Annotated in this window: 19 protein-coding genes; 17 read left to right on the plus strand and 2 right to left on the minus strand. The window is 62.4% G+C overall.

Annotated features, from left to right (window positions below):
- The first annotated feature begins 40 nt into the window (after positions 1-40).
- From tssA to NKH73_RS12195, 17 genes are read left to right on the plus strand one after another with little or no spacing between them, the layout of a single operon-like run.
- Positions 41-1213 carry a type VI secretion system protein TssA gene (tssA, locus tag NKH73_RS12115; RefSeq protein ID WP_352931602.1) on the plus strand — a complete coding sequence of 391 codons (1173 nt, stop codon included), beginning with the start codon at positions 41-43 and terminating at the stop codon, positions 1211-1213.
- 6 nt (positions 1214-1219) lie between these two features.
- The gene (gene tssB, locus NKH73_RS12120) at positions 1220-1759 is read left to right on the plus strand and encodes a type VI secretion system contractile sheath small subunit (protein WP_352931604.1); all 540 of its coding nucleotides are present in this window, start codon (positions 1220-1222) and stop codon (positions 1757-1759) included.
- A gap of 3 nt (positions 1760-1762) precedes the next feature.
- Positions 1763-3268, plus strand: coding sequence for a type VI secretion system contractile sheath large subunit (tssC, locus tag NKH73_RS12125; protein ID WP_352931606.1), 1506 nt, complete (start codon positions 1763-1765; stop codon positions 3266-3268).
- Positions 3269-3316: 48 nt separating this feature from the next.
- Positions 3317-3778, plus strand: coding sequence for an Hcp family type VI secretion system effector (locus NKH73_RS12130; protein WP_008875170.1), 462 nt, complete (start codon positions 3317-3319; stop codon positions 3776-3778).
- Positions 3765-4520 (plus strand): type VI secretion system baseplate subunit TssE, encoded by a 756-nt coding sequence (gene tssE, locus NKH73_RS12135; protein WP_352932235.1) that lies wholly within the window; start codon positions 3765-3767, stop codon positions 4518-4520. Before NKH73_RS12130 ends, tssE begins: the two co-directional genes overlap by 14 nt.
- 1 nt (position 4521) lies before the next feature.
- On the plus strand, positions 4522-6396 hold the full coding sequence (gene tssF / locus NKH73_RS12140) for a type VI secretion system baseplate subunit TssF (RefSeq protein ID WP_352931609.1): 1875 nt from the start codon (positions 4522-4524) through the stop codon (positions 6394-6396).
- Complete coding sequence (gene tssG, locus NKH73_RS12145) at positions 6360-7481, plus strand: type VI secretion system baseplate subunit TssG (protein WP_352931611.1); 1122 nt, start codon at positions 6360-6362, stop codon at positions 7479-7481. The genes tssF and tssG overlap by 37 nt, the downstream gene beginning before the upstream one ends.
- Positions 7478-8938, plus strand: a complete 1461-nt coding sequence (tagH, locus tag NKH73_RS12150) for a type VI secretion system-associated FHA domain protein TagH (RefSeq protein WP_352931613.1) — start codon at positions 7478-7480, stop codon at positions 8936-8938. Before tssG ends, tagH begins: the two co-directional genes overlap by 4 nt.
- 3 nt (positions 8939-8941) lie before the next feature.
- Entirely contained in the window at positions 8942-9394 is a 453-nt protein-coding gene (tssJ, locus tag NKH73_RS12155; RefSeq protein ID WP_352931615.1) for a type VI secretion system lipoprotein TssJ, read from the plus strand.
- A gap of 39 nt (positions 9395-9433) precedes the next feature.
- Positions 9434-10768 carry a type VI secretion system baseplate subunit TssK gene (gene tssK, locus NKH73_RS12160; protein ID WP_352931618.1) on the plus strand — a complete coding sequence of 445 codons (1335 nt, stop codon included), beginning with the start codon at positions 9434-9436 and terminating at the stop codon, positions 10766-10768.
- Positions 10769-10772: 4 nt separating this feature from the next.
- Positions 10773-12095: a type IVB secretion system protein IcmH/DotU gene (gene icmH / locus NKH73_RS12165; protein ID WP_352931620.1), complete on the plus strand. Its 1323-nt coding sequence runs from the start codon at positions 10773-10775 to the stop codon at positions 12093-12095.
- Position 12096: 1 nt separating this feature from the next.
- Positions 12097-15633 carry a type VI secretion system membrane subunit TssM gene (tssM, locus tag NKH73_RS12170; protein ID WP_352931622.1) on the plus strand — a complete coding sequence of 1179 codons (3537 nt, stop codon included), beginning with the start codon at positions 12097-12099 and terminating at the stop codon, positions 15631-15633.
- Entirely contained in the window at positions 15630-16157 is a 528-nt protein-coding gene (gene tagF, locus NKH73_RS12175) for a type VI secretion system-associated protein TagF (RefSeq protein WP_352931624.1), read from the plus strand. The genes tssM and tagF overlap by 4 nt, the downstream gene beginning before the upstream one ends.
- On the plus strand, positions 16157-17269 hold the full coding sequence (locus tag NKH73_RS12180; protein WP_352931626.1) for a DUF2169 family type VI secretion system accessory protein: 1113 nt from the start codon (positions 16157-16159) through the stop codon (positions 17267-17269). The genes tagF and NKH73_RS12180 overlap by 1 nt, the downstream gene beginning before the upstream one ends.
- On the plus strand, positions 17266-18288 hold the full coding sequence (locus tag NKH73_RS12185; protein ID WP_352931628.1) for a beta-ketoacyl synthase N-terminal-like domain-containing protein: 1023 nt from the start codon (positions 17266-17268) through the stop codon (positions 18286-18288). Before NKH73_RS12180 ends, NKH73_RS12185 begins: the two co-directional genes overlap by 4 nt.
- Positions 18288-19277, plus strand: coding sequence for a PAAR-like domain-containing protein (locus NKH73_RS12190; protein WP_352931631.1), 990 nt, complete (start codon positions 18288-18290; stop codon positions 19275-19277). The genes NKH73_RS12185 and NKH73_RS12190 overlap by 1 nt, the downstream gene beginning before the upstream one ends.
- Positions 19274-20305 (plus strand): hypothetical protein, encoded by a 1032-nt coding sequence (locus NKH73_RS12195; protein ID WP_352931633.1) that lies wholly within the window; start codon positions 19274-19276, stop codon positions 20303-20305. Before NKH73_RS12190 ends, NKH73_RS12195 begins: the two co-directional genes overlap by 4 nt.
- On the opposite strand, the gene NKH73_RS12200 is transcribed toward NKH73_RS12195, so the two are convergent.
- Together NKH73_RS12200 and NKH73_RS12205 are read right to left on the minus strand one after the other, a co-directional pair.
- Positions 20302-20652 (minus strand): hypothetical protein, encoded by a 351-nt coding sequence (locus NKH73_RS12200; protein WP_352931635.1) that lies wholly within the window; start codon positions 20650-20652, stop codon positions 20302-20304. The two genes, NKH73_RS12195 and NKH73_RS12200, sit on opposite strands and share 4 nt — an antisense overlap.
- The gene (locus tag NKH73_RS12205; protein ID WP_352931637.1) at positions 20652-21077 is read right to left on the minus strand and encodes a DUF6484 domain-containing protein; all 426 of its coding nucleotides are present in this window, start codon (positions 21075-21077) and stop codon (positions 20652-20654) included. The genes NKH73_RS12200 and NKH73_RS12205 overlap by 1 nt, the downstream gene beginning before the upstream one ends.
- Positions 21078-21082 lie beyond the last annotated feature (5 nt).

A 21082-nucleotide genomic window follows, 5' to 3' on the forward strand; every position in this document is an offset into this window, starting at 1 on the left:
GGTCACTTAGGGGTCCAAGGGCCGCTAGTTGGGGGTTGGTGTGATTGATCTCGCACTCTGGCTCAATCCTGTCGACGGTGAGAATCCGTCCGGGGAGGATTTGCGCAACGACCCGGCTTTCCACGAGCTGGAGCGCCTCACGGAGCAGCAGAAAAAGGTCGAGTTTCAAGGAAGCAAGAACACAGAAGTTGACGTTCCGATCGACTGGCCGGCCGTGCTCGCCAAGGCCGAGGAGCTGCGCCCACACGGCCGGGACCTGCGCCTGCTCGTCATCGTCACGCGTGCTCTGGCCAACGAGTATCGGCTGGCCGGGCTGGCTGACGGCCTGACCCTCATAGCGCAGACCTTCGACCAGCATTGGGCAACCATGCATCCGGCCCTGCGGCTCGGTGCTACCCCGCGCGACGCTGCCCTGCGCCGCATCAATGCGCTGGCTGACCTCCAGAACAGCCAGGATGGCCTGCTCAAGGATCTGCGGAAACTGACGTTTTTCGCGCCGCGTGCAATCGGTCCGATCCTCGGCGAGGACCTGGAGAAGGGCGCGCTCGACGAGCGTGTCGTGCTTCAGGAGGCGTCCTCGGGACTGAACGCGACCGAAAAAGCGGCTCTGGCGGGCGCGCACAGCCAGTTGGTGAACCGGGTGCGCAGCGCATGCGCCGCACAAATCGACCAGGCCGGCGCGGAGATGACATCGCTCGTCAGCGATGCACGTGCCGCGATCGCGGCCTTGGAGGCGGTGGAGATCGCCCTCAATGCCCGTATCGAGGGCAGCGGCGCCACCGTTCCGGAATTAAAACGATTTCTCCAGCGTTTGCTGGCGACCCTCGAACGAAACTCGGTCGCCGGCGGCACACCGAATGGCGCCGCAAAGCCAGTTTCGGCACCTGCAGAACCGGCAACGTCTGTTCGAAACGGTCATGGAGCCGATACGATGGGAAGTGTGGCAAGCTACGCGGAGCCCGGCAGCAGCGGCCTGCCCGACCGGATCTCGTCCCGCGACGACGTCGTCAAATGCCTCGACCTCGTCGTCGCCTTTTATGACCGCACCGAACCGTCGAGCCCGATCCCGCATCTGGCCCGGCGCGTGCGCCGAATGGTGCACATGGATTTCGTTGAACTGATGGAAGACCTCGCCCCGTCGGGGTTGAAGGAATTCCGGCTCCTGGCCGGCGTTCCCGATGCCAAGAAGGCGGCCCAGAAGGATGAAAGGTAACAACACATGCCAGCCGAAAGCAAAGCGAAGGTCATCGAACGAAATCGCGCCCCTCGCGTACAGATCGCCTACGACGTTGAAACCTACGGCAGCCCGACGACAATCGAATTGCCGTTCGTCATGGGGGTGATGGCCGATCTTTCCGGCGCCTCGCAGACCAAGGAAGCGATGAAGTCGGTGCTCGACCGCGCCTTCGTCGAGACCGATGCGAACCGCTTTCCCAAGTTCATGGAGGCGCTCGGGCCGCGGGTGAAGGCGCGGGTGAAAAACACGCTGCCGCAAGCCGAAGGCCAGGAGCGCGACGAGGAACTGGCGCTCGACCTCACCTTCACCAAGATGGGCGATTTCGCCCCCGACAAGATCGCGGAGCAGGTTCCGCAACTGGCCGAGATCCTCAAAATGCGTCGTCAGCTCGAGGAACTGCTCGGCTTCATGGATGGTCGGGTCGATGCCGAGAAACGGATAGCGCAACTTCTCAACAACGAGCCGCTTCTCGGCAAGATCGCCAACCAGGCACTATCCGACGACGACAAGGCTGGGGAGTAAGTCATGGCCGAACAGCAAAAAACCGCAGCCGTCACCGCTGAGGCGGAAGCAATAGACCTCGGAGAATTCAGCGGGCTGCTGGAGAAGGATTTCAAGGTCAAGAAGGACGACAGCGAGAAGCTGCAGCAACTCGTGCGCAACCTGGCACTGGCCGCGCAAGCCCGTTCCGACACCACCACCATTTCGTCCAATGCGATCAAGTCAATCAAGTCGCTGATCGCAGGCATCGACAAGATGCTGACGACGCAGGTCAACGAGATTCTGCACGCGCCGGAAGTGCGCGAGATGGAGGGCACGTGGCGTGGCCTCTGGTATCTCATCAACAACACCGAGACGGATCAGAAGCTGAAGATCCGGGTGATGAACATTTCCAAGGAACAGTTGGCCGACACGCTCGAAGACTATGAAGGCCAGATGTGGGACCAGAGCCCGATTTTCAAGAAGGTCTACACGGACGAGTATTCGATGCTAGGCGGCGAGCCGATCGGCTGCCTGGTCGGCGCCTACGAATTCTCGAACCATCCGCGCGACGTCGGCCTGCTGCGCAATATGTCGGGTGTGTGTGCCTCCGCGCATACGCCGTTCATCGCAGCCGCCTCGCCCCGCCTGTTCCGCATGGACAGCTGGCAGGAACTGCCCAACCCGCAGGACCTGCAGATGATCGTGTCGAACCCGGCCTATGCCTCCTGGCAATCGCTTCGCGAAAGCGAGGATGCACGCTATATCGGCCTCACCATGCCGCGTGTGCTGGCGCGTCTGCCCTACGGCACCGACACCGTTCCGGTGAAGGGCTTTACCTTCGAGGAAGAGGTGCAGGGCGATCACAACAAGTATGTCTGGATGAATGCCGCCTTCCCGATGGGCGTCAACATCAACCGCAGCCATAAGCTCTATGGTTGGGGCACGCAGATCCGCGGCGTCGAGAATGGCGGCACGGTGCTCAACCTGCCGGTGCACAGCTTCCCGACCGACGACGGGTCGATCGCGATGAAATGCCCGACGGAGGTCGCCATTGACGACCGGCGCGAGGCGGAACTCGCCAAGCTTGGCCTGATGCCGATCCTGCACCGGAAGAATACCGATCTTGCAGCCTTCATCGGCGCGCATTCGTTGCAGGATGACGAGACACGCGCCGGGCGGCTGGTCGACCCGGATGCCCAGTCGAACGAGCGGCTGAGCGCGAACTTGCCCTACCTGTTCCCGGTCTCGCGCTTCGCGCATTACCTCAAAGCGATCGCGCGCGACAAGATCGGGTCGTTCAAGGAACGCTCGGATATGCAGATCTGGTTGACCGAATGGATTAACCGATACGTGCTGGCCAACCCGGCCTTTGCCGACGACAAGGCGCGCGCCAAGCGCCCGCTTGCCGCCGCGGAGGTCCAGGTGGACAGCGTCGAGGGGCGGCCGGGCTACTACAATGCCCGTTTCTATCTGCGTCCGCACTACCAGCTGGAGGGCATCAACGCCTCGCTGCGGCTGGTGTCGGAACTACCGTCCGTGAAGTCTTGATTTGCAGCAACATCATCTTGTTTTGATTAAAAGCGGTGGAGAAAGACAATGCCTACAACAGTGAAGATCGATGGCTTTTTAAAGGTTCCGGACATCAAAGGCCCAAGCGTTCGAGACGGCCATGAAGATGAAATCGAAGTCCACGGTGTCGATTACAAGATAGTCGCGCCATACGATCCGAATTCGCTCTCGCGTCGCGGTCGTGTGTCCCTCGGGATGATCAAGTTCACCAAGCACTATGACAAGTCGTCGCCTTATTTGAAAAAGGCGCTGTTCGACAACAAGGCGCTGGACGAAGTTGTGTTCTCCGCCCGCCGGACAATCGACGGCGAGACCAGCGATTACCTGGTCGTCACCCTGACCGACGCCTCGATCATGGAATACGACATGTCGCAGGCCGAGGACGAGGAAGACCTGATCCAGGAGGAGGTCAGCTTCGCCTACAAGAAGATCAAGTTCGTCTATGACAAGGACGACGAAATCGAAATGGATGTCTATGTCGGCAAGTGAGGCCCGGCGGCCCGTCGCCGACAAGCCACAGGTTACCGGCAGTTCGCGAGCGAAACGCGAAGCGGTCCAGCCCTCTCTTTGGGACCGCCTCGTCAACGACCTGCCGGGCGTGACCTCGGAAATAGACGGACTGCGCCAAGTCTTGCACGACGAGCTTGGCGCGGACCGGCTGGACATCCTTGTTGCGGGAACCCCGCGGATCATCGACGCCGACGCCGAGCTCACATCCGATCAGAAGCAGCGTCTGCACCGCCTGATCTTTCAAACCCAGCACCGCGCGGAGATCGAAAGCCGCGGCGTGGTCGTATCCGCCCGCGTGCTCAGGGAGGCCGTGCGACGCGACATCGAGGCGCTGTTCAACACCGAGCGCTTCGAGGCTGTTCCACTTCTTTCCGATCTCGAAAACGAACAGGCCGCCGATAACCCACCATCGCTTGCCGATTTTCCGGAGGTTCGCCGAAGTGTGGTCAACTACGGCGTGCCTTCGTTTTCAGGCCGATCCTCCCGCGACTTTGATCGCGAAGCCCTGGCACGCGAGATCCGTTCCATCCTCGCCACGTTCGAACCACGTCTCAAGGAGGGCGCAACAAAGGTTACGGTGACCCTTGGCGACAGAACCGTGGGGCTGAAGATCGAGATAGACGCTGTGCTGATCATGACGCCGACGCCGGAACGCATGCGCCTGCGCACCACGATCAATCTCGATAACGGCTTGGCGCGGACCGAATTTAGGGAAGCCTGAGATGGATCGGGTCTTCGTAGAATATTACGAGGAGGAACTGACCCATATCCGTGCACTCGCGGCAGAATTTGCCGACATGCATCCGGCTGTGGCGCGCAATCTTTCGCTCGATACGGTCCCGTGTCCGGATCCGTATGTCGAGCGGCTGCTTGACGGCGTTGCTTTCCTTGCCGCGCGCACCCGGCTGAAAGTCGATGCGGAGCGCTCACGGTTTTCACGCAGCGTGCTCGATGTCCTCTATCCCGATCTGGTTTCGCCGGCGCCGGCAACGGCGATGGCCGTGCTGAAGCCCGGCCAGCAGGTCCAGTCGATGATTGCCGGCCATGTCATCAAGCGGAACACGCGGCTGGTCTCCAGCCTGCAACCCGGCCTGTCGACGCGCTGCACATTCACCACCGCGCAGGAAATGACGCTGTGGCCGATAACAATCACGTCGGTCAGTTATTTCCAGGATCGCAGCGGGTTGGCAGCGGCCGGCATAACACCGATCGGCGGTGTGGGCGGCGAGGCCGCGCTCCGCATCACGCTGGCTCGAACCGGAAAAGGCAAGCTCAACGAACTGGCGCTCGACCGGCTCGATCTCTATTTTGCCGGGCGCACCAAGGCGCCGCTTTTGTTTGACGCAATCTTCGGCGCGTGCTCGGCTGTTGGCGCACGCGCCGAAGGCAAGACCAACCCGCTATTTGCCCTGCCGGGACCCGAAATGGTTGGCATCGGCGACGACGAGGCGTTGATGCCTCGTACCCGTCCGACATTCGAAGGGTACCGTCTGCTGCGCGAATATTTCATGATGCCCGAGCGCTTCCACTACGTACGGGTTTCGGGGCTGCGACCCGTCATCCGCAAATGCGAGGCAGGGATCGAGATCCTCTTCATGTTCCGGCGTCCGGTGCCTGAGCTGGCGGACGTGACGGCGGCCGATTTCGAGCTCTTCGCAACCCCGATCATCAATCTGTTCGAACGTGAGTGCAACGTCATCGAGCTCGACCCCCGCAGGACGCGCCAGGTGCTGCACGCCGACCGTACCCGAGCGCGGGATTTCGAAATCTACCGGGTCACCCGCGTCGAGGATGCCGATACTGAAGGCAACGAAGCCGAAATTCCCGAACTCTTCAGCCTCGGGCAAAACCGCGGCAGTGGCTGGGTCTATTCAACCGAACGGCGCCCTCGCCGGGCCACCGAAGATGAACGGCGCGACGGCCTGACCCGCACTTCATACACCGGGGATGATGTCTTCCTGGCGATTTCACGTCCGGTCGCAAGCCCGGTAAACCGGCCGCTGAAACGTCTCGACGTTATGGCGCTTTGCACCAATCGCGATCTGCCGATACTCGACGACAACCCTACCTTGACGCTGGAGACAGGCGATCCGGTCGAAGCGGTCAGGCTTCTCGGCGCGTTGCGCCCGCCCCAGCCGGCTATCCCCGCAGCGCTGCCGTCAGGCGCCGAGCACGAGTCCCGCGCCGACAATCTCGCCTGGCGGCTGGTGGCGCAACTCGCGCTCAACTTTCTCAGCCTTGCCAAGGAAGGTCGCGGAGTCGACCCGCTGCATGCGCTGCTCGATCTTTACGCCGATCGGGGAGATCCAAGCCTCGCCCGCAACGTGCATTCGATCGTTCGCATCGACTCGCGGCCGGTCATCGAACGGCTGCAGATCGATGGGCCGATGTGCTTCGGACGGGGCACTGAAGTGACGCTGCATGTGGACCAGTCTGTGTTGGCGGGGCAAAGCACATTGCTGCTTTCGGCCTTGCTCGCGCGGCTGTTTGCCCGCCACGCCGGAATAAACGGCTTTGTGCGGACCCGCACGCGGCTGCTGCAGAAACAGGAGGATGTGCCATGGCCGATGACGCCCGGCAATCGCTACCTGATCTAGACACATTCGACCCGGACCGGACCGAGGAGCTGTCTGAAACGTTCGACTTCTTCGAACTGTTGCGCCGGCTCGAACGGAGAGGCGGGCTGTTCGGCTATTCCGGCCAGCCGGGTCGCGAGCCGGCAAGGCTCGGACAACATGTGCGTCTCAGCTTTACCGCCAAGGACGTGGTTGAGTTCCGCGACGCAAAGGACAAGACCCCAGGGAACGACAAGTCCTCGGGGAAGGACAAGTCCTTCGGAAACGACAGGGCCCCGGCCCGGGTCACGGTTGCAAATCTCGGGCTGATGGGACCTGAAGGCCCCTTGCCGCTGCATCTGACGCGTTGGGTGCTCGATCGCCTGTCGCAGCGCTGGTTCACCGGCGCCGACGCGCGGCAGACCAGCGACACGACCTTCGTGGATTTCGTCAATATTCTTCAGCACCGCATGATCGCCCTGTACTATCGGGCCTGGGCGGATGCTCATCCTGCGGTACAGGTGGAACGCGCGGTCGGCGGCCGCGTTCGCGCCATGCTTGAAGCCATGGCCGGGATCGGCTTGCCTGGTACTGGGAATCCCGATCTCGACACGGTGAAGCTTCGCCAGGCCGCTTCGCTCGCTAGCCAAGTCGACGGCCCGGAGCGGCTGACGCTGTTCCTGGCGGAAGCGTTCAAAGTGCCGGTCCAGATAAAGGAGTTCGTCGCCGCTTGGATAACCATACCGGCCACGCTTCAGACTGGCCTTGGCAAAGCCTACGCTGCGCTCGGTCGCGGGGCGACGATCGGCCCGCGCGTCTTCAGCCGTCAAAGCCGGATCGAACTCCGCGTCGGCCCGCTCGGATATGAGGACTTCAAGGCGTTCCTGCCGGGTGGTCAGCGTCTGAAATTGTTCAAGCAGGCCGTTCGCGACATGGTCGGGGAAGCGCTCGACGTCGATTTGCGGATCGTGCTCGCGCGCGACGCCGTGCCGCCGTCGCGTATCGGAACGATACAGCTTGGCCGGACCGCCTGGCTTGCGCGGCCCCCCGAAAGGGGAGATGCTGACGATATGCGGCTGCGGACGATCGTCGGATGGCGGCCGGAATTGGCGGAGGTCGCGGCATGAGCCTGCTGCTGACGCTGGAGCAAGGACCCCGTACCCAGGCGGTTAGGCAGACCCGGCTGGACGAGGGTGAGTTGGTGATCGGCCGCAGCGCGGACGCGGGCTGGCAGATCGACGATCCCGACATGTTCGTTTCGCGCGCCCATTGCAAGATCACCGGCGGGCGGGATGGATACTTCGTTACCGACACGTCGAGCAGCGGGCTGTTCATAAACGACTCCCACAGCCCGCTCGGCGCTGGCCAGTCCGCGCGGCTGCAAAGCGGCATGCGACTCAGACTGGGCGACTACGTCGTATGCGTCGACCTGCAGTCGCCGGTAGCCCAGGCACCGGCAAGCAGTCAGTCGGTCGCGGAACGCTCGCCGCCAGCGTCTCGTGTACCGATCAGCATCGGCCACGACGACTTTTTTTCAGCCAAGATCGAAGAGGAGCCACGGCGACCGAGGCCGGCCGATCTGCCGAACCCGTTCGAGCAACCGGTGCCGGGGGCGTTCGAGCGTGCCAACCAGCGCAGTTCGCCTGCCTTCGACGACCCGTTCAGCCTCGACCCGGTAGCAACGCCGGCGCCGAACGGCGCAGCCTATCCCGAACCACGTGGTGCGCCGGGCCCCGCTGACCCATTCAGCCTCGATCCGGCGCCATCCGGCAACGGTGCAACCGAGTCCTTTCCAGGAAAGCCATCCGAATTCGATGATGATTTCGGTTTCGGGCCGGCAGCGACGCCCGATCTGAGAAACGGCGACGGCTCGACCGATCAGCGCGAACGTGTCGCCGTAAAGCCGCAATCCGCCAATCCGTGGGACCTGCCCGCGCAACCGGCTAAGGCGCCTCCTCCACCAAAAACGGGCGCTGCTGCCAAAGTTGCCCGGGCGGAAGCGGCGGGGCTCAATGACACGGCACTTCGCACGGCGTTCCTGCGTGGCATGGGGATCGAGGAAGCCGATTTTCCAGGGCGCGACACCGCCGCGGAAATGGAGAAGTTCGGTCGCGAATATCGGCTGATGATGGAAGGCCTGATGCAGCTTCTGCGCAAGCGAGCAGAGGAAAAGGGAAGCGCTCGCGTCGCCCAGACGATGGTCGGGGCCTCTGAGGTCAATCCGCTCAAGTTTCTGCCGACGGTCGACGATGCCATCGTGACCATTATCGCCGAGCGCAGCCCCGGATTTCTCGCCGGCGAAGCAGCAATCGCCGACGCGGTCCGCGATCTCGCGCAACATCACGTGCGCGCCTGGCGCGGCGTGCAGACCGCCTTGCGGCGGATGATTGACCGGTTTGACCCGGCGGCGATCGAGGAAGAGCTGAAATCGAATTCCGCGATCGGCACCCTGCTTTCAGGCGGACGTGGCGCCAAGCTGTGGGAGCTCTACCAGAAACGCCATCGTGAAATCGCCCAGAGCGCGGAGACGAGCTTTCTTGGTGAAATTGGCGCGGATTTTCGGGATGCATATGAGGAGGAGTGAGACATGATCGATCGACGCGAATTCGTCATTGCCCTGGGCGCGACGGGGCTGCTTACCGCTTGCCAGAGCGGTCCGCCAAAGCCGTCGGCCATCACGGTCAACCTGACCGGCGCGGCCGGCATGAACCCGGGACCAGGTGGCGGCGACCGGCCGGTGACGGTCCTGGTGATGCGGTTGCGCAGCACCGGTAAATTCAATTCGGCCGATTATTTCGCGCTGCAGGGCGATGCCGGCTCCGCGCTCGCAGGCGATCTCATCGGATCCGACCAGATGTCAGTCGCGCCGGGAAAGACCGCGACCAAGATCATTACCGTCGAGCCGGACGCAACTACGTTGGGCTTCGTTGCGCTGATCCGCGAGCCCGGCGGCAGAAACTGGCGGACAACCAAGTCCGTTTCGCCCGGATCACAATTTACCGTCAATGTAACGCTCGGTAGCGGCGGAATTTCCGCCTAGCGGCCGAGGCAAGGGGTGCTCGATGCAGAGAGTGGCGGCATGAGCGATGCAAACAGGGTGCTGTGGTCCGAAGGACTGTTTCTGCGGACCCAGCATTTCCAGCAGCAGGATCGTTTTTTCGAGGCGACTGTGCGCGGCGCTTTGCAGGCCGGGCAGTTGCACACGTTCGGCTTTCAGCAGCTGACGCTGGACCAGGCAATGCTCGATGCCGGCCAGGTCTCGATCCTGTCGGCACGGGGCATCTTTCCGGACGGAACCCCCTTTTCGATCCCGGACCTGATGGACGCGCCGCGACCGCTGCCGGTGACGCCGGATACGGGCGCCGGAGCGGTGCTGGTCGCCTTGCCGCTCGAACCTCCCGGCGGCGTCGGCTTCGATCCAGCGCATGCTGCGTCCACGGGCGCGCGCTATCACGGAAAGATCGTTTCGGTCCGCGACGCTGTCCAGGGCGGTTCGGACGCTGAAGAGATCGAAATCGCTCGTCCTCAAGCATTGCTGCTTGCCCCCGGAAAATCGGTTGGCGGTTACACCGCCTTGCCCATAGCCGATATCAAGGGCGTCCGAGCCGACGGTGGGGTGTCCCTGGATGAGACGTTCCTGCCCCCGACCTTGGTTACTGGCGCGGTGGCCTGGTATCGGCAATTGCTTCTGGAAGTCGTTACGGGCCTCGACCAGATCGCCGAGGCGCATGGCAAGATGGTTATGGGCGGGCCAGGCCGCAGCGTCGAAGATTTGTTGATGCTCAATCTCGCCAATGCGGCGCGTCCCCGACTGGCCCACATGCTGGCGCAGGATGTTTTCCATCCGGCCGAACTTTATCTTGAGCTTGCGGGTCTCGCCGGCTCGATGGCGACCTATGGCTCCAGCGCGCGGCGGCTGGGCGAATTGCCGGCTTACGATCACATGTCACCCGGCCCCGCATATTCAGCGCTTGCGGATGCGCTGCGCTCTCTCATCCTGAGCCTGCGCTACATCGAGCCGAAATCACGCGCCCTGCCCGTCATGCGGCATTCGACCAATGTCTGGAAAATCCGCATCGACAACCCGAAGCTTCTGGTGGCCAGCCGGATCGTCATCCGGGTCGGGTCCGAGCTGTCGGAGGACGCGCTGCGCAAGATATTCGTCAACCAGGCGACTGTCGGCGCAGCCGATCAGTTCGAAGGCTTATGGAAGTCCCGCCTGCCCGGCATCCCGCTTAAACCGCTGCATTCGCAACCCCGCGAAATCCCCTACGATGGCGATCGGCTGTGCCTTGAGCTGGACCAGAAGAGCGAGCACTGGGCCTCGCTGCTCGATGCCCCAGGCTTCGTCATCGGCGTTTCGGGCGTGTTGCCGAGCGAGCCGCAGGTGGACTGCTATTCGGTGAACAGGTGAAATCATGAGTCGGGATGATCCATTCGGGCTTTCGGAGGATCGTGAACGCACTCGCATACGGCTGACCGGCGCGCCGATGCCGCGCCCGATGGCGCCGCTCTTGCCAGGCGCGCCGATAAAACGGTCCCGCACCCATCCGAACGCACTTGTGAATGCATTCGCACCTTTGCTCGAGTTCGCGCCCGAACTTGAAAGCGCGCTGCCGCCGGAGAATCCGGAAGCGCTGCGCACCCGGCTGCTCGACGAACTGGTTCGGGCACGCGATACGGCAATGGCGGCGGGATCCTCGCTGGAGCGGGCCGATCAGGCAGCCTGGGTGGTGGCGGCGCTGCTCGACGATCTGGCGTTGAACACGCCATGGGGCGGTGCAAGCGCATGGCCGCGTCAGCCGCTTGTGGTCATGCTTCGTGGCGATGTCGATGCCGGCACGCAGTTCTTCACCCGGCTTGATGAACTGGAGCGTCACCCGAACCGAGATCGGGAATTGTTGGAACTGCAATACCATTGCTTGGCGCTCGGCTTCCGGGGCAAATATCGCGTGCCCGGCCGGTCGGGCGACCGTTCGCTCAATGCCGTTCGCGTGGCGGCGGCACGCTTCCTGCGCGACACCGACGCCGAAGCCGCGCCGCTATCGCCCAACTGGAAAGGCGTGATCGCCTCTGACGAGCCGCAGCGCTTCATCGTTCCGATCTGGGTGATGGCGCTCGCCGCCGCCGTTGTCGCCACCGCAATCCATATCGGGCTCTCGATGGGACTGAGCAGCCAGGCGGTCGAGCTTTCCGCCCTTGTTCGCGCCCTGCCGCCTCCCACCCGCGGTGATATCAGTCGCACGTCGCCACAGGTCGACGCGCCACCGCCGGAGGCTGTGGATTTTGCGCTGTTGCCGGAATTTCAGGCCGGGGCGCCGGCCAACCTCAAGTCGGCCCTCAGAGGCACCGAGAGCGTCTCGCTGGCGAAGCTGGTCGTTCAGGCCTCGAACCCCGAACTGTTCCAGTCGTCGCGAGCACAACTGACAGAAGGTTTCGAGCCGCTGATCGATTCTATCGCCAAGGTGATCCTCGCCAATCAGGAACTGATCGGCGACATCACGGTGGTCGGTCACACCGACAGCGTTCCGCTGCAAAGCTCCAATCCGCTCTCCACCAACCAGCGGCTGTCCGAAGCGCGCGCGGCGACCATTGCCGACATGCTGGTTCAGAACGGAGTGCCGCGGGACCGCGTTCGTTCCGAAGGCCGCGCAGCCACCGATCCCGTAGCCAAAGACAGCACACGCCAAGGCCGAGCCCTCAACCGCCGGGTCGAGGTGCTGGTCGAAAAGAGGCTGTGAGATGTTCATCCTGCGCTTTCTCTGGGCGGTTCTGACATCGCGCTGGCTTTGGACGCTGATCGGCATCACGCTGCTTTCCCTGGTTATCTGGGTATTCGGTCCGATCGTCAGGGTTGGCGCCTACGAACCCTTCGCCTCGGAAAATGTACGCATCGTCATCATTGCGCTGCTGGTCATCTTCTGGCTGATCTGGCTGATCGTCGCCCAGCGCCGGGCGATCCGCGCCAACCGCATGTTCGTCGCCGAGATCGCCGCGCCAGCGGTGGAAAAGCCGCTCAGCCCAGGCGAGGAGAACGTCGCCGCCGTCGGTGCCAAGTTCGCCGAAGTGATGGCCGAACTGAAGCGCCGCAAGCTGGGCGGGCGCAAGTTCCTGCGCGAGATGCCCTGGTACCTGATCGTCGGGCCGCCGGCCACAGGCAAGACCACGGCCCTGCGGCAGTCCGGGCTGAACTTCCCGATAGACCTCACCGACGACCTGCAGGGGGTTGGTGGAACGCGTAACTGCGACTGGTTCTTTTCGGAGAACGCGGTTTTGATCGACACGGCTGGCCGCTATGTCCAGCAGGAGAGCCAGCCCGACGTCGATGCGGCGGAATGGCTGGGTTTCCTCGACCTTTTGAAGAAACACCGGGGTCGCCGGGCGCTGAACGGGGTGATCGTCGCGCTATCGATCGACGTGTTTTCGGAGGGCGACGAAGCCATCAAGGCACATGGCCGCAAGATTCGCCGTCGGCTGGCTGAGCTCAACGACCGGCTCGAAATCCGCCTTCCTGTCTATCTGATGCTGACCAAGGCCGACCTGATCAAGGGTTTCGAGGCTTTCTTCGGCGGCCTTTCGACGGCCTCGCGCGAGCAGGTCTGGGGCACGACCTTCGCGCTGGATGCGCGTGTCGACGCAAAGACCATAGAGCGGGAAATCGCCACGCTGGCGACGGAACTCGAGCGGCGGCTGGTGCCGCGCCTGGAGGACGAGGACAAACTCGCCGCCCGCGCTGAGATCTTCCGGTTTCCCGCCCAGCTCGCGAGCCTGTCCGAACCAATCCAGGTGCTGATCGAGGCAATGTTCGGCCAAAGCCGGTACGAGGAAGCCGCCTGGCTGCGCGGCCTCTATCTGACGTCAGCGACACAGGAAGGGGCGCCCATCGACCGGCTGGCCGCGGCGCTGTCTTCTTCCTTCGGCCTTCCGCCGCGACGGGCCATGCCGGCGCAGCGCGTCGAAAAACGCAGCTTTTTCCTGAAGAACCTGCTGACCGAGGTCATCTTCAGGGAAGCGGGCCTGGGGACATTCGATCCGCTGGCGCAGCGCCGCCGCACCTGGATCTGGCGTGGCGCCGCAGCCGCATGTGCCGCCGCGGCGCTGCTGGCCGGCGCAATGTTCACTTGGTCCTATTATGACAATCGCAATGCGATCGCGGCGCAGGCAAGCCAGTTCGAGGCGCTGCAGACGCCTCTGACCACGGTCGCGGCAACCCCGGCGTCGGTGCAGCAGCCGGCCATCGATGGCGCGCTGAACGCAATGGCCGAGGTCGCAAATGCCCGAACCGCACCGCCTGGCAGCGCCCAGGATCTGCTCGGACCGTCCGCCTCGGCGGAGCTGCTGCGCGCGCAGGCCGACACCTACGACCACGCTCTGCGCAACGTTCTCGAGCCGCACATGATCGCTCTGCTCGAGGCAACCATGTGGCGGCAGATCCGCGATCCGGATTTCATGCTGGGCGCGCTGAAGACCTATCGCATGATGACAGGCCTGTCGCAGATGGATCCCGATTTCGTCCAGAACTGGTGGGTGAACGACTTGCCCGAATTCGCACCGGCGGCGCCCTTCCCGACCGCCGACGCGGAGGAGCATCAGCTTGCCGCGATCCGCCGCATGGCGGTCGACGACAGCTATATCGCGCCGGATCAGGCGCTGGTTGCCGAGGCGCTGAAAACAGTCTGCACGATTTCGTTGCCGGCGCGTGCCTACAGGCAGCTGCTGGCCGACCCGGCGGTGGCCGGGCTCAAGGAATGGATCCCCGCGAATTTCGCCGGACCCAACGGCGGCAAGGTTTTTGCGCGGCGTTCCGACAAGACGCTTCGCGTCGGCATTTCGGGAGCATTCACCTATTCCGGCTTTCACGATGCCATTCTCGACCGGGTAGAGGATGTCGCCGCCCAGGCGGCGCTGGATCGGGCGGTCTTCGCCGGCGGCTGCTCGGAAAATTCCGAAACCTCTGTCTCGGCGCTGTCCGAGGATATTCTGAAGCTCTATTACGAAGACTACATCGCCCAATGGGACAGTTTCCTGCGCGATATGACGCTCGCGCCATTGACCGACCTGAATGTCGCCAGCGAGAATCTCAAGGACCTTTCAAGCGCCGATTCCGCGCTGAAACGCCTGCTTACGGCAGTCATTCAGGAGACCGACCTCACCCGATCCGACGAAGCACCCGCCGATAACAAGGCAGCGGCCAAGGGCGGCTCGAAACTGCTCGGCAAGCTGGGGAAGCTGGGAAAGATCGTCAAGACGGGCGCAAAACTGCTGCCACGCGCCGGCTCCCCCGACGAAGTGGATCTTACCGGCAATCTTGTGGCCGAACACTTCAAGCCGCTCAAGGGCGCAATCGCCGAAGTTGACGGCCAGCCGCCGGCACTCGACGCAGCGGTGGTGGCCCTGACCGCCCTGTCCAACGTGCTGCAGACGGTCACGGCCAATCCCGACCCCCAGGACGCCATCAAAAAGCAGGGCGGCCTCGCCGAATTGACGGGAGCGGTCGCCAGGCAAGCGCAGATCCTGCCCGATCCGGTCGACGACTGGCTCGGCGGCATCGCCGGCGATACAAGCGGCCTAACGCAGAAGGCGGTCACCTCGGAGCTTAACGCCATCTGGCGCGCCGACATCCTGCCATTCTGCCAGGCGGCGCTGAACGACCGTTATCCCTTCAGTCCTGAAAGCGCGGTCGACGTCAACGTCCGCGATTTTTCTCGCCTATTCGGGCCCGCCGGGATGATAGACGCCTTCATCAATGACCACCTGATCAGCTATGTCGACACCGCGAGCCAACCATGGAAATGGCGTGCCGACTTCGGCCTGGACCCGGCGGCTCTGGCGGCGTTCGAACAGGCCAGGCGGATTCGCGACGACCTCTTTCCCGGCGGTACCGGCCCGGTGATGAACTTCACGCTCGAGCCCAAGGATCTGTCTCCGAACGTCACACGCGTCACGCTCAATCTCGATGGCCAGAACCTCGTCTACTTCAACAACGCGACGCGTCCGCAGCCGATGACCTGGCCCGGCAAGGACGGCACCGGCGTCATCTCGCTTGCCTTCCAGCCGATCGACGGCTCACCCGAAATCATGCTCAACGAGACCGGCAGCTGGGCATGGCTGCGGATGCTGCGCAGCGGCCGCTTCACCGGTACGTCGCTGTCCGATGTCTATAGCCTGCGATTGGGGACGCAAGGCATGTACGCCGATTTCGAACTCAAGGCGGCAAGCGTCGAGAACCCCTACAATCTTCAGATGTTCAAGAAGTTCTCATGTCCGCCCCAGATATGATCCTGCCCGGCTTCTACGGCAAAATGCCTGCCACCGGCGATTTCGTCACGCGGCGGCTGCCGGGGGACTTTGTGCGCGTCTGGGACCGCTGGCTGGCGCTCCACATCGTCCCGCTGATGGGCCGAGATGGGTGGCCCGGCAGCACCGCGTTGCGCTTCCTGGCCGGCCCGGCTTGCTTCGGCGCATCGGCAGGCATTGTTCTGCAGAGCGCCGACAGGGTCGGGAGGCAGTTTCCGCTGAGTGTCGTCGCGCAGCTCTCCGATGCTTCCTTCCAGCTTACTCATGGCGACGGTTGGTTCGACAGCATCGAGGCTGCGGCCTTCGCCGCCCAACGCGGTGAGCTCACACCCGACGAACTGGATGCCGCACTGACCGCCCTGCCGGTGCCATCCATTAAGGAGGACGGAGATGTCATCGACGACATGGTGATGTGGACCGCCCACTCGGACATTTTCGACGTCGACCCGCAATCGCCGCAAGCGACGCTTGAACAAATCTTCGCCGGCAACTGGGAGACCAGCTGATGCAGATCTGGAACCAGATGGGGTATCCGCACCAATTCACCATGGGCATGGACAAGGCCGGCCATGAGTGGATCGTCGTGGTGGTCAAGGGCACATTCGACTTTCCCGCATCACCCGGCGGACCGGTGAAGAAATCGGCGGAGCAGATTCCACTGGTCATGGCCGACACGCAAACCGGCGTGCCCGGCTATTCGGCCACGCTGTGGGAAACCGATTTCGCCTTCCGCAAGCCGCGCTGCGACGTGATTGCCAATGGCTGTGCGTATGCGCCGGGCGGACGCCCGGCGGAGCGCGTGCCGGTCGGTATCAAGGTCAGCAATTGGTCAAAACTGTTCGAGGTCGTCGGTCACCGCGAATGGCGCTCCATCGGCCCGGTCTTTACCGCCACGTCGCCACAGCCCTTCCTGAAACTGCCCATCTCTTATGACGTTGCCTGGGGTGGCGTCGACAGACTGGACCCGGAGGACAAGCTTCCCGCCAGCTATAAGTACAATCCGGTCGGAACCGGCTGGTCACGGACCAAGAACCAGCGCCTCATTCCCGGCTTGCGGCTGCCGAATACGCAAGCTGTCGGCGAAGAAATCCGTTCGCCCTTCGGCGACTACAAGCCGATGAGCTTCGGACCGATGGGGCGTGGCTGGCCGGGACGCATCGAATATGGCGGCACCTATGACGACAACTGGACGAAAAACACCTTTCCGTTCCTGCCGCCCGATTTCGACGAACGCTATTTCCAGATGGCGCCGCTCGACCAGCAGATCGACCACCCAAGGGGTGGCGAGGAGGTACAACTGGTCAACCTTACGTCTGAGGGCCGGGTGAGTTTCAGGTTGCCGGACACCGCACTGCCGATGACTCTGTTCAAGCGTCGCGCGAAGGTTTTCGAAGGGAGTATTCACCCTGACACCATCCTGTTCGACCCGGAAAACAGACGCTTCTCATTGGTGTGGCGCGTGTCGCAGCGGATTCATCGAACGATCCTCGATTTCTCTGAAGGTTGGGTCGGCCCACCGACCAGGGGAATGCTACGCGCCAAAGCAACTGGCAAGCGTTACATCCGCACCTTCGATCTACCGGCACGGGATGACGATAGGGAGGCCGATGCCGCATGAGCGCCAGCCTCGACATCGTTTCGGTCGGAATGGTAACGGCCGTCGGACTGGACGCGCCGTCCAGTTGCGCCGCGATGCGGGCAAGGCTGGACGGATTTCAGGAAACCAGATTTGTCGATGCAGGCGGAGAATGGCTGGTCGGAGCACCGGTACCTCTGCCTCGCAACTGGATCGGCGAAAACCGCATCGCACATCTGGCGGCGGGGGCCATCTGTGAAGCCTTCGAGGCGGTGCCCGAGGCGCGCGGCGCTACAGCGCTAATCCTGTGTCTTCCCGAAACGGAACGTCCCGGGTGCCCCTATAAGGAACCCTCCGCGTTGGTGCGCCGAATCACCGAAATCGCCGAGTTCAATGCCGGTCCGCGGCCGGCTGTCGTAGCCTACGGCCGTCCCTCCGGGCATGTCGCGCTTGACCGGGCACGACGGCTGATTGCTGCCGGCGAAGCGTCCTATGTCATGATCGCCGGCGTCGACAGCTATTTGACATCATTGTCAATCGATCATTACCTCAGCCAGAATCGCCTGCTTATTTCCAACAATCCGAATGGCTTCATCCCTGGGGAAGCGGCCGCCGCCGTGCTTTGCACGCGTGCCCAAGGCCGCGGCTTTAGCCTGTATGGTCTAGGCCTGTCACGCGATCCGGCCCCTATCTACGATCCCCACGAGCTGCCGTTCCGCGCGGACGGAATGACGACCGCCTATCGCGCGGCGCTCAGCGAGGCCGGCATAGAGTTGAACCGCCTCGGATACCGGATCTCGGATCTGATAGGCGAGCAGTACTGGTTCAAGCAAACGGCACTGGCGAGCATCCGGCTGCTGCGAGAGCGGCACGAGTTCCAGGACTTATGGTCGCCTGCGGAATCTCTTGGGAATATTGGTGCGGCCGTGGTGCCGCTGATGCTTGGCATGGCATGGATGGCAGCCAAGAAAGGTTATGAAGCTGGAAACCCGGTTCTTGTGGAAGCGTCCAACGATGCCGGTGCCTGTGGCGCGGCATTGCTGGGGGCGAGAGCTTCCTGATGACGGTGTTCGCGAACGGGCTCGAGATTGCTTGCAAGGCGCAGGCAAACCAAGTGATCGCAGCGTTCCCCTATGTCTGCATGACTCCGCCCCAGACGCCGGCTACGCCCCCCGGCGTTCCTGTTCCTTATCCGACATTCGGCATGGACGGAGATACTGACAAGGGCACCGGTACGGTCAAGATCGGCGGCAAGACCGTCACGCAGAAGAACAAGTCCTACTACACCCAATGCACAGGCAATGAAGCCGGCTGTGCGCCGAAGAAGAATCTCATCACATCGGTGAACAAAGGCAAGGAATATGCCCATGCGTGGTCTGGCAACGTTAAGATGGATGCCGAGCCGATCAGTCGGTTCTCAGACCTCTCAAGCAACGACCATGCCTCTCCGACGGCAGGTGGTGCTCCTAGCGTAAAGATCGGAAAACCAGGTGCGCCGGCTGCACCAAACCAGATTGAATGCATTGTCGGCAAATATGAAGAGAAGCAGGCGGAATGTGCCGCACAGAAACCACCCGGGCAGTTCCATCATGTCATTCCTGATCGCTGCTTCCGTTCGGGACGTAAGAAAGTCCGTGGACGGAAGACCCCGCGCGACGTCCGAATGAATCAGGACAACGGTTTCCCGTCGCACGGCGAAGGTATCTGTATCTGCCTTCCGCCGCAGAACCATTGCGGGACGAAGGCCGGCAAAGCGGCGGGGGACTTTGCGGTTCACGCAGACCTGGACGACAAGCTCACCAAGCTTGGAACCAGCCGTAACAGAGGATCCAGAAATCGCGGCCTCGCCAAACTCAAAAAAGTTCGACGGCAATCTTTTGCTTCGCTGGCAAAGCTTGTGAAGAAGGGCGTTCTGGATGAAGAGTGCTATAAATTGGCGGTCGAGGAAGTGACGAAAGCAACGAAAGACATCGAAAACGCCGATATCAGGGCGGAAAAGAGCCTGTCCAACGTAAGCAGCAGCGCTGCCGGAAGGATGAACAATCAATGACCGAGAAAGCTCCCCTCATTGGCGGTGTCCTGCATGACAGCGGCACGTTTTATCTGCTCGTTGAAACCGACGACGCCGACGAGGACGAATCCGTGGTCGCTGTTGGACGCGCCGAGGGCGACCAGATCGTGTTGAAGGAAATCACCGGCCTTGAGGAGATAGCGTCCATGATCTGCTTGTCCGCCGACTGGGCAGCACTGGGTCAAGCCGCATGCCTTACAGCGGAAGGACTCGTCTATTTCTTAACACCGTCAAGCGCGCAGTCCGAGATCGTTCCCGGGTCCGGATACTCACGAAACGACTCCCGCGGTCTCGGCAGGATGACCACTTTGGGGGAGGCGAGCGGTTGGCTTTTTGCAATGGGATTCGGCGGCCAAGTCTACCGTCGGCGGGTCGATTCGGGGTGGGAAGACATTAGCGCGCCTCCGTCATCCGACGCGCCACCGAGCCCGCCCTCACTCCTCACGGTGGCTCCGGGCCCTGCCGCCGACAGCTTCATCTTCGGAGGCTTGAATGTTTCCGAGTACGAGGACACCGACGAGATCGAAGCTGCTGACGACGAGGGTGATTCTGACCGTTTGGCCGACCTCATCTTGGCTGCAGTCGGCGATGACACTCTGACCATTCGCATGTTCGATGGAACATGGACCGAGAACGAGTTCGACGTTGAGGGCATAGCGGCGCCGATTCTCGTCGAAGGTGCGTCAAGCTGGCTGATCTTCGTCTCTACCGGCACCATTTGGCGCACGAGCGATTTTCGCTCTTTCGACGAAGTCTTGGCCACAGAGCAACCGCAGGACGGATGGGGTGACGTCAAACAGTGGAATGGGCGTCCACTCGTGCTGAACGATAACTCCCTCTACGTTCTGCAAGGCAACGCGCTTGTGGATTTTCCTGATCCGCTTCCGGCGCTGGACACGTCTTGCCTCAGTGTCTCGCCCTCGGCGGCGGGACTTGCCGCCATGCACCGGAGCGCCGTCCAACTGTATGACGGCGCTTCCTGGAGCCGTTTGACGCCTGTCCTTTAGCTAGAATGCTGCGGTAGAGTAGTGGCCAAGTACGCTCGAACCCGCTCCAGATCGAGGTTCGCAATCTTGAGCGGCTGGCTTGAGCTCAGCATCCTCACCACGAACAGTTCCCCCGCCTCGGGAAACTCGGCATAAAGCGCCTGTGCGATCTCGCGGCCTGCGTCTTCCGCAGTGCGAAGCCCATCAAGGTGCGCCTCCAGACGCTCGACCAGCCGCGACAGGCGCTCCTCGTCCATGTCCGGGTTATCGCCCGGGTGAAGTAAGTGTTGATCGTAAATATTCCAAAGGTGCGCCGCCATTTCCGCGTGCTGGCGTACAATGTTTTTGATAATGGGAGCCTTCGCCATCAGTTCAAGTTCACCGAACCGCCTCTGATGCGATTGGCCGCGCTGGCATGGCTGACGAGATAGGTTCCCCGGATGGTCAGGTGACCGTCTTTTTCCATAATGATAACCGACTTGCCGCAACGCAGTTCCAGCCGCTCGCTCGCTGTAATCTTTACCGTCTCGCCATCGCGGACTACATGCGTGTCCGCCTGCTTCTTCGCCGGCTCTACAATCCTGCCGACAATCAGCGGTCTGCGTGGGTCACCATTCTCAAACAGCAGCGCCACTTCCGAGCCAATCATGTCGAAATGCAGTTCGGCCAAGCTGCGCGCGGACAAAGCCGCCTCTTCCGGATTGCCCTGAAATACGACCAACGGTCCGCTTTCTCCAAAGCCAAGGAACACGCCAATAACCACGCCGTCGATCCGTTCTACAACAGTGCTCATGCCTA

Origin of the sequence: Mesorhizobium sp. M0938, assembly GCF_040319125.1 — a bacterium.
In the GTDB taxonomy this organism is placed as follows: domain Bacteria; phylum Pseudomonadota; class Alphaproteobacteria; order Rhizobiales; family Rhizobiaceae; genus Mesorhizobium; species Mesorhizobium robiniae.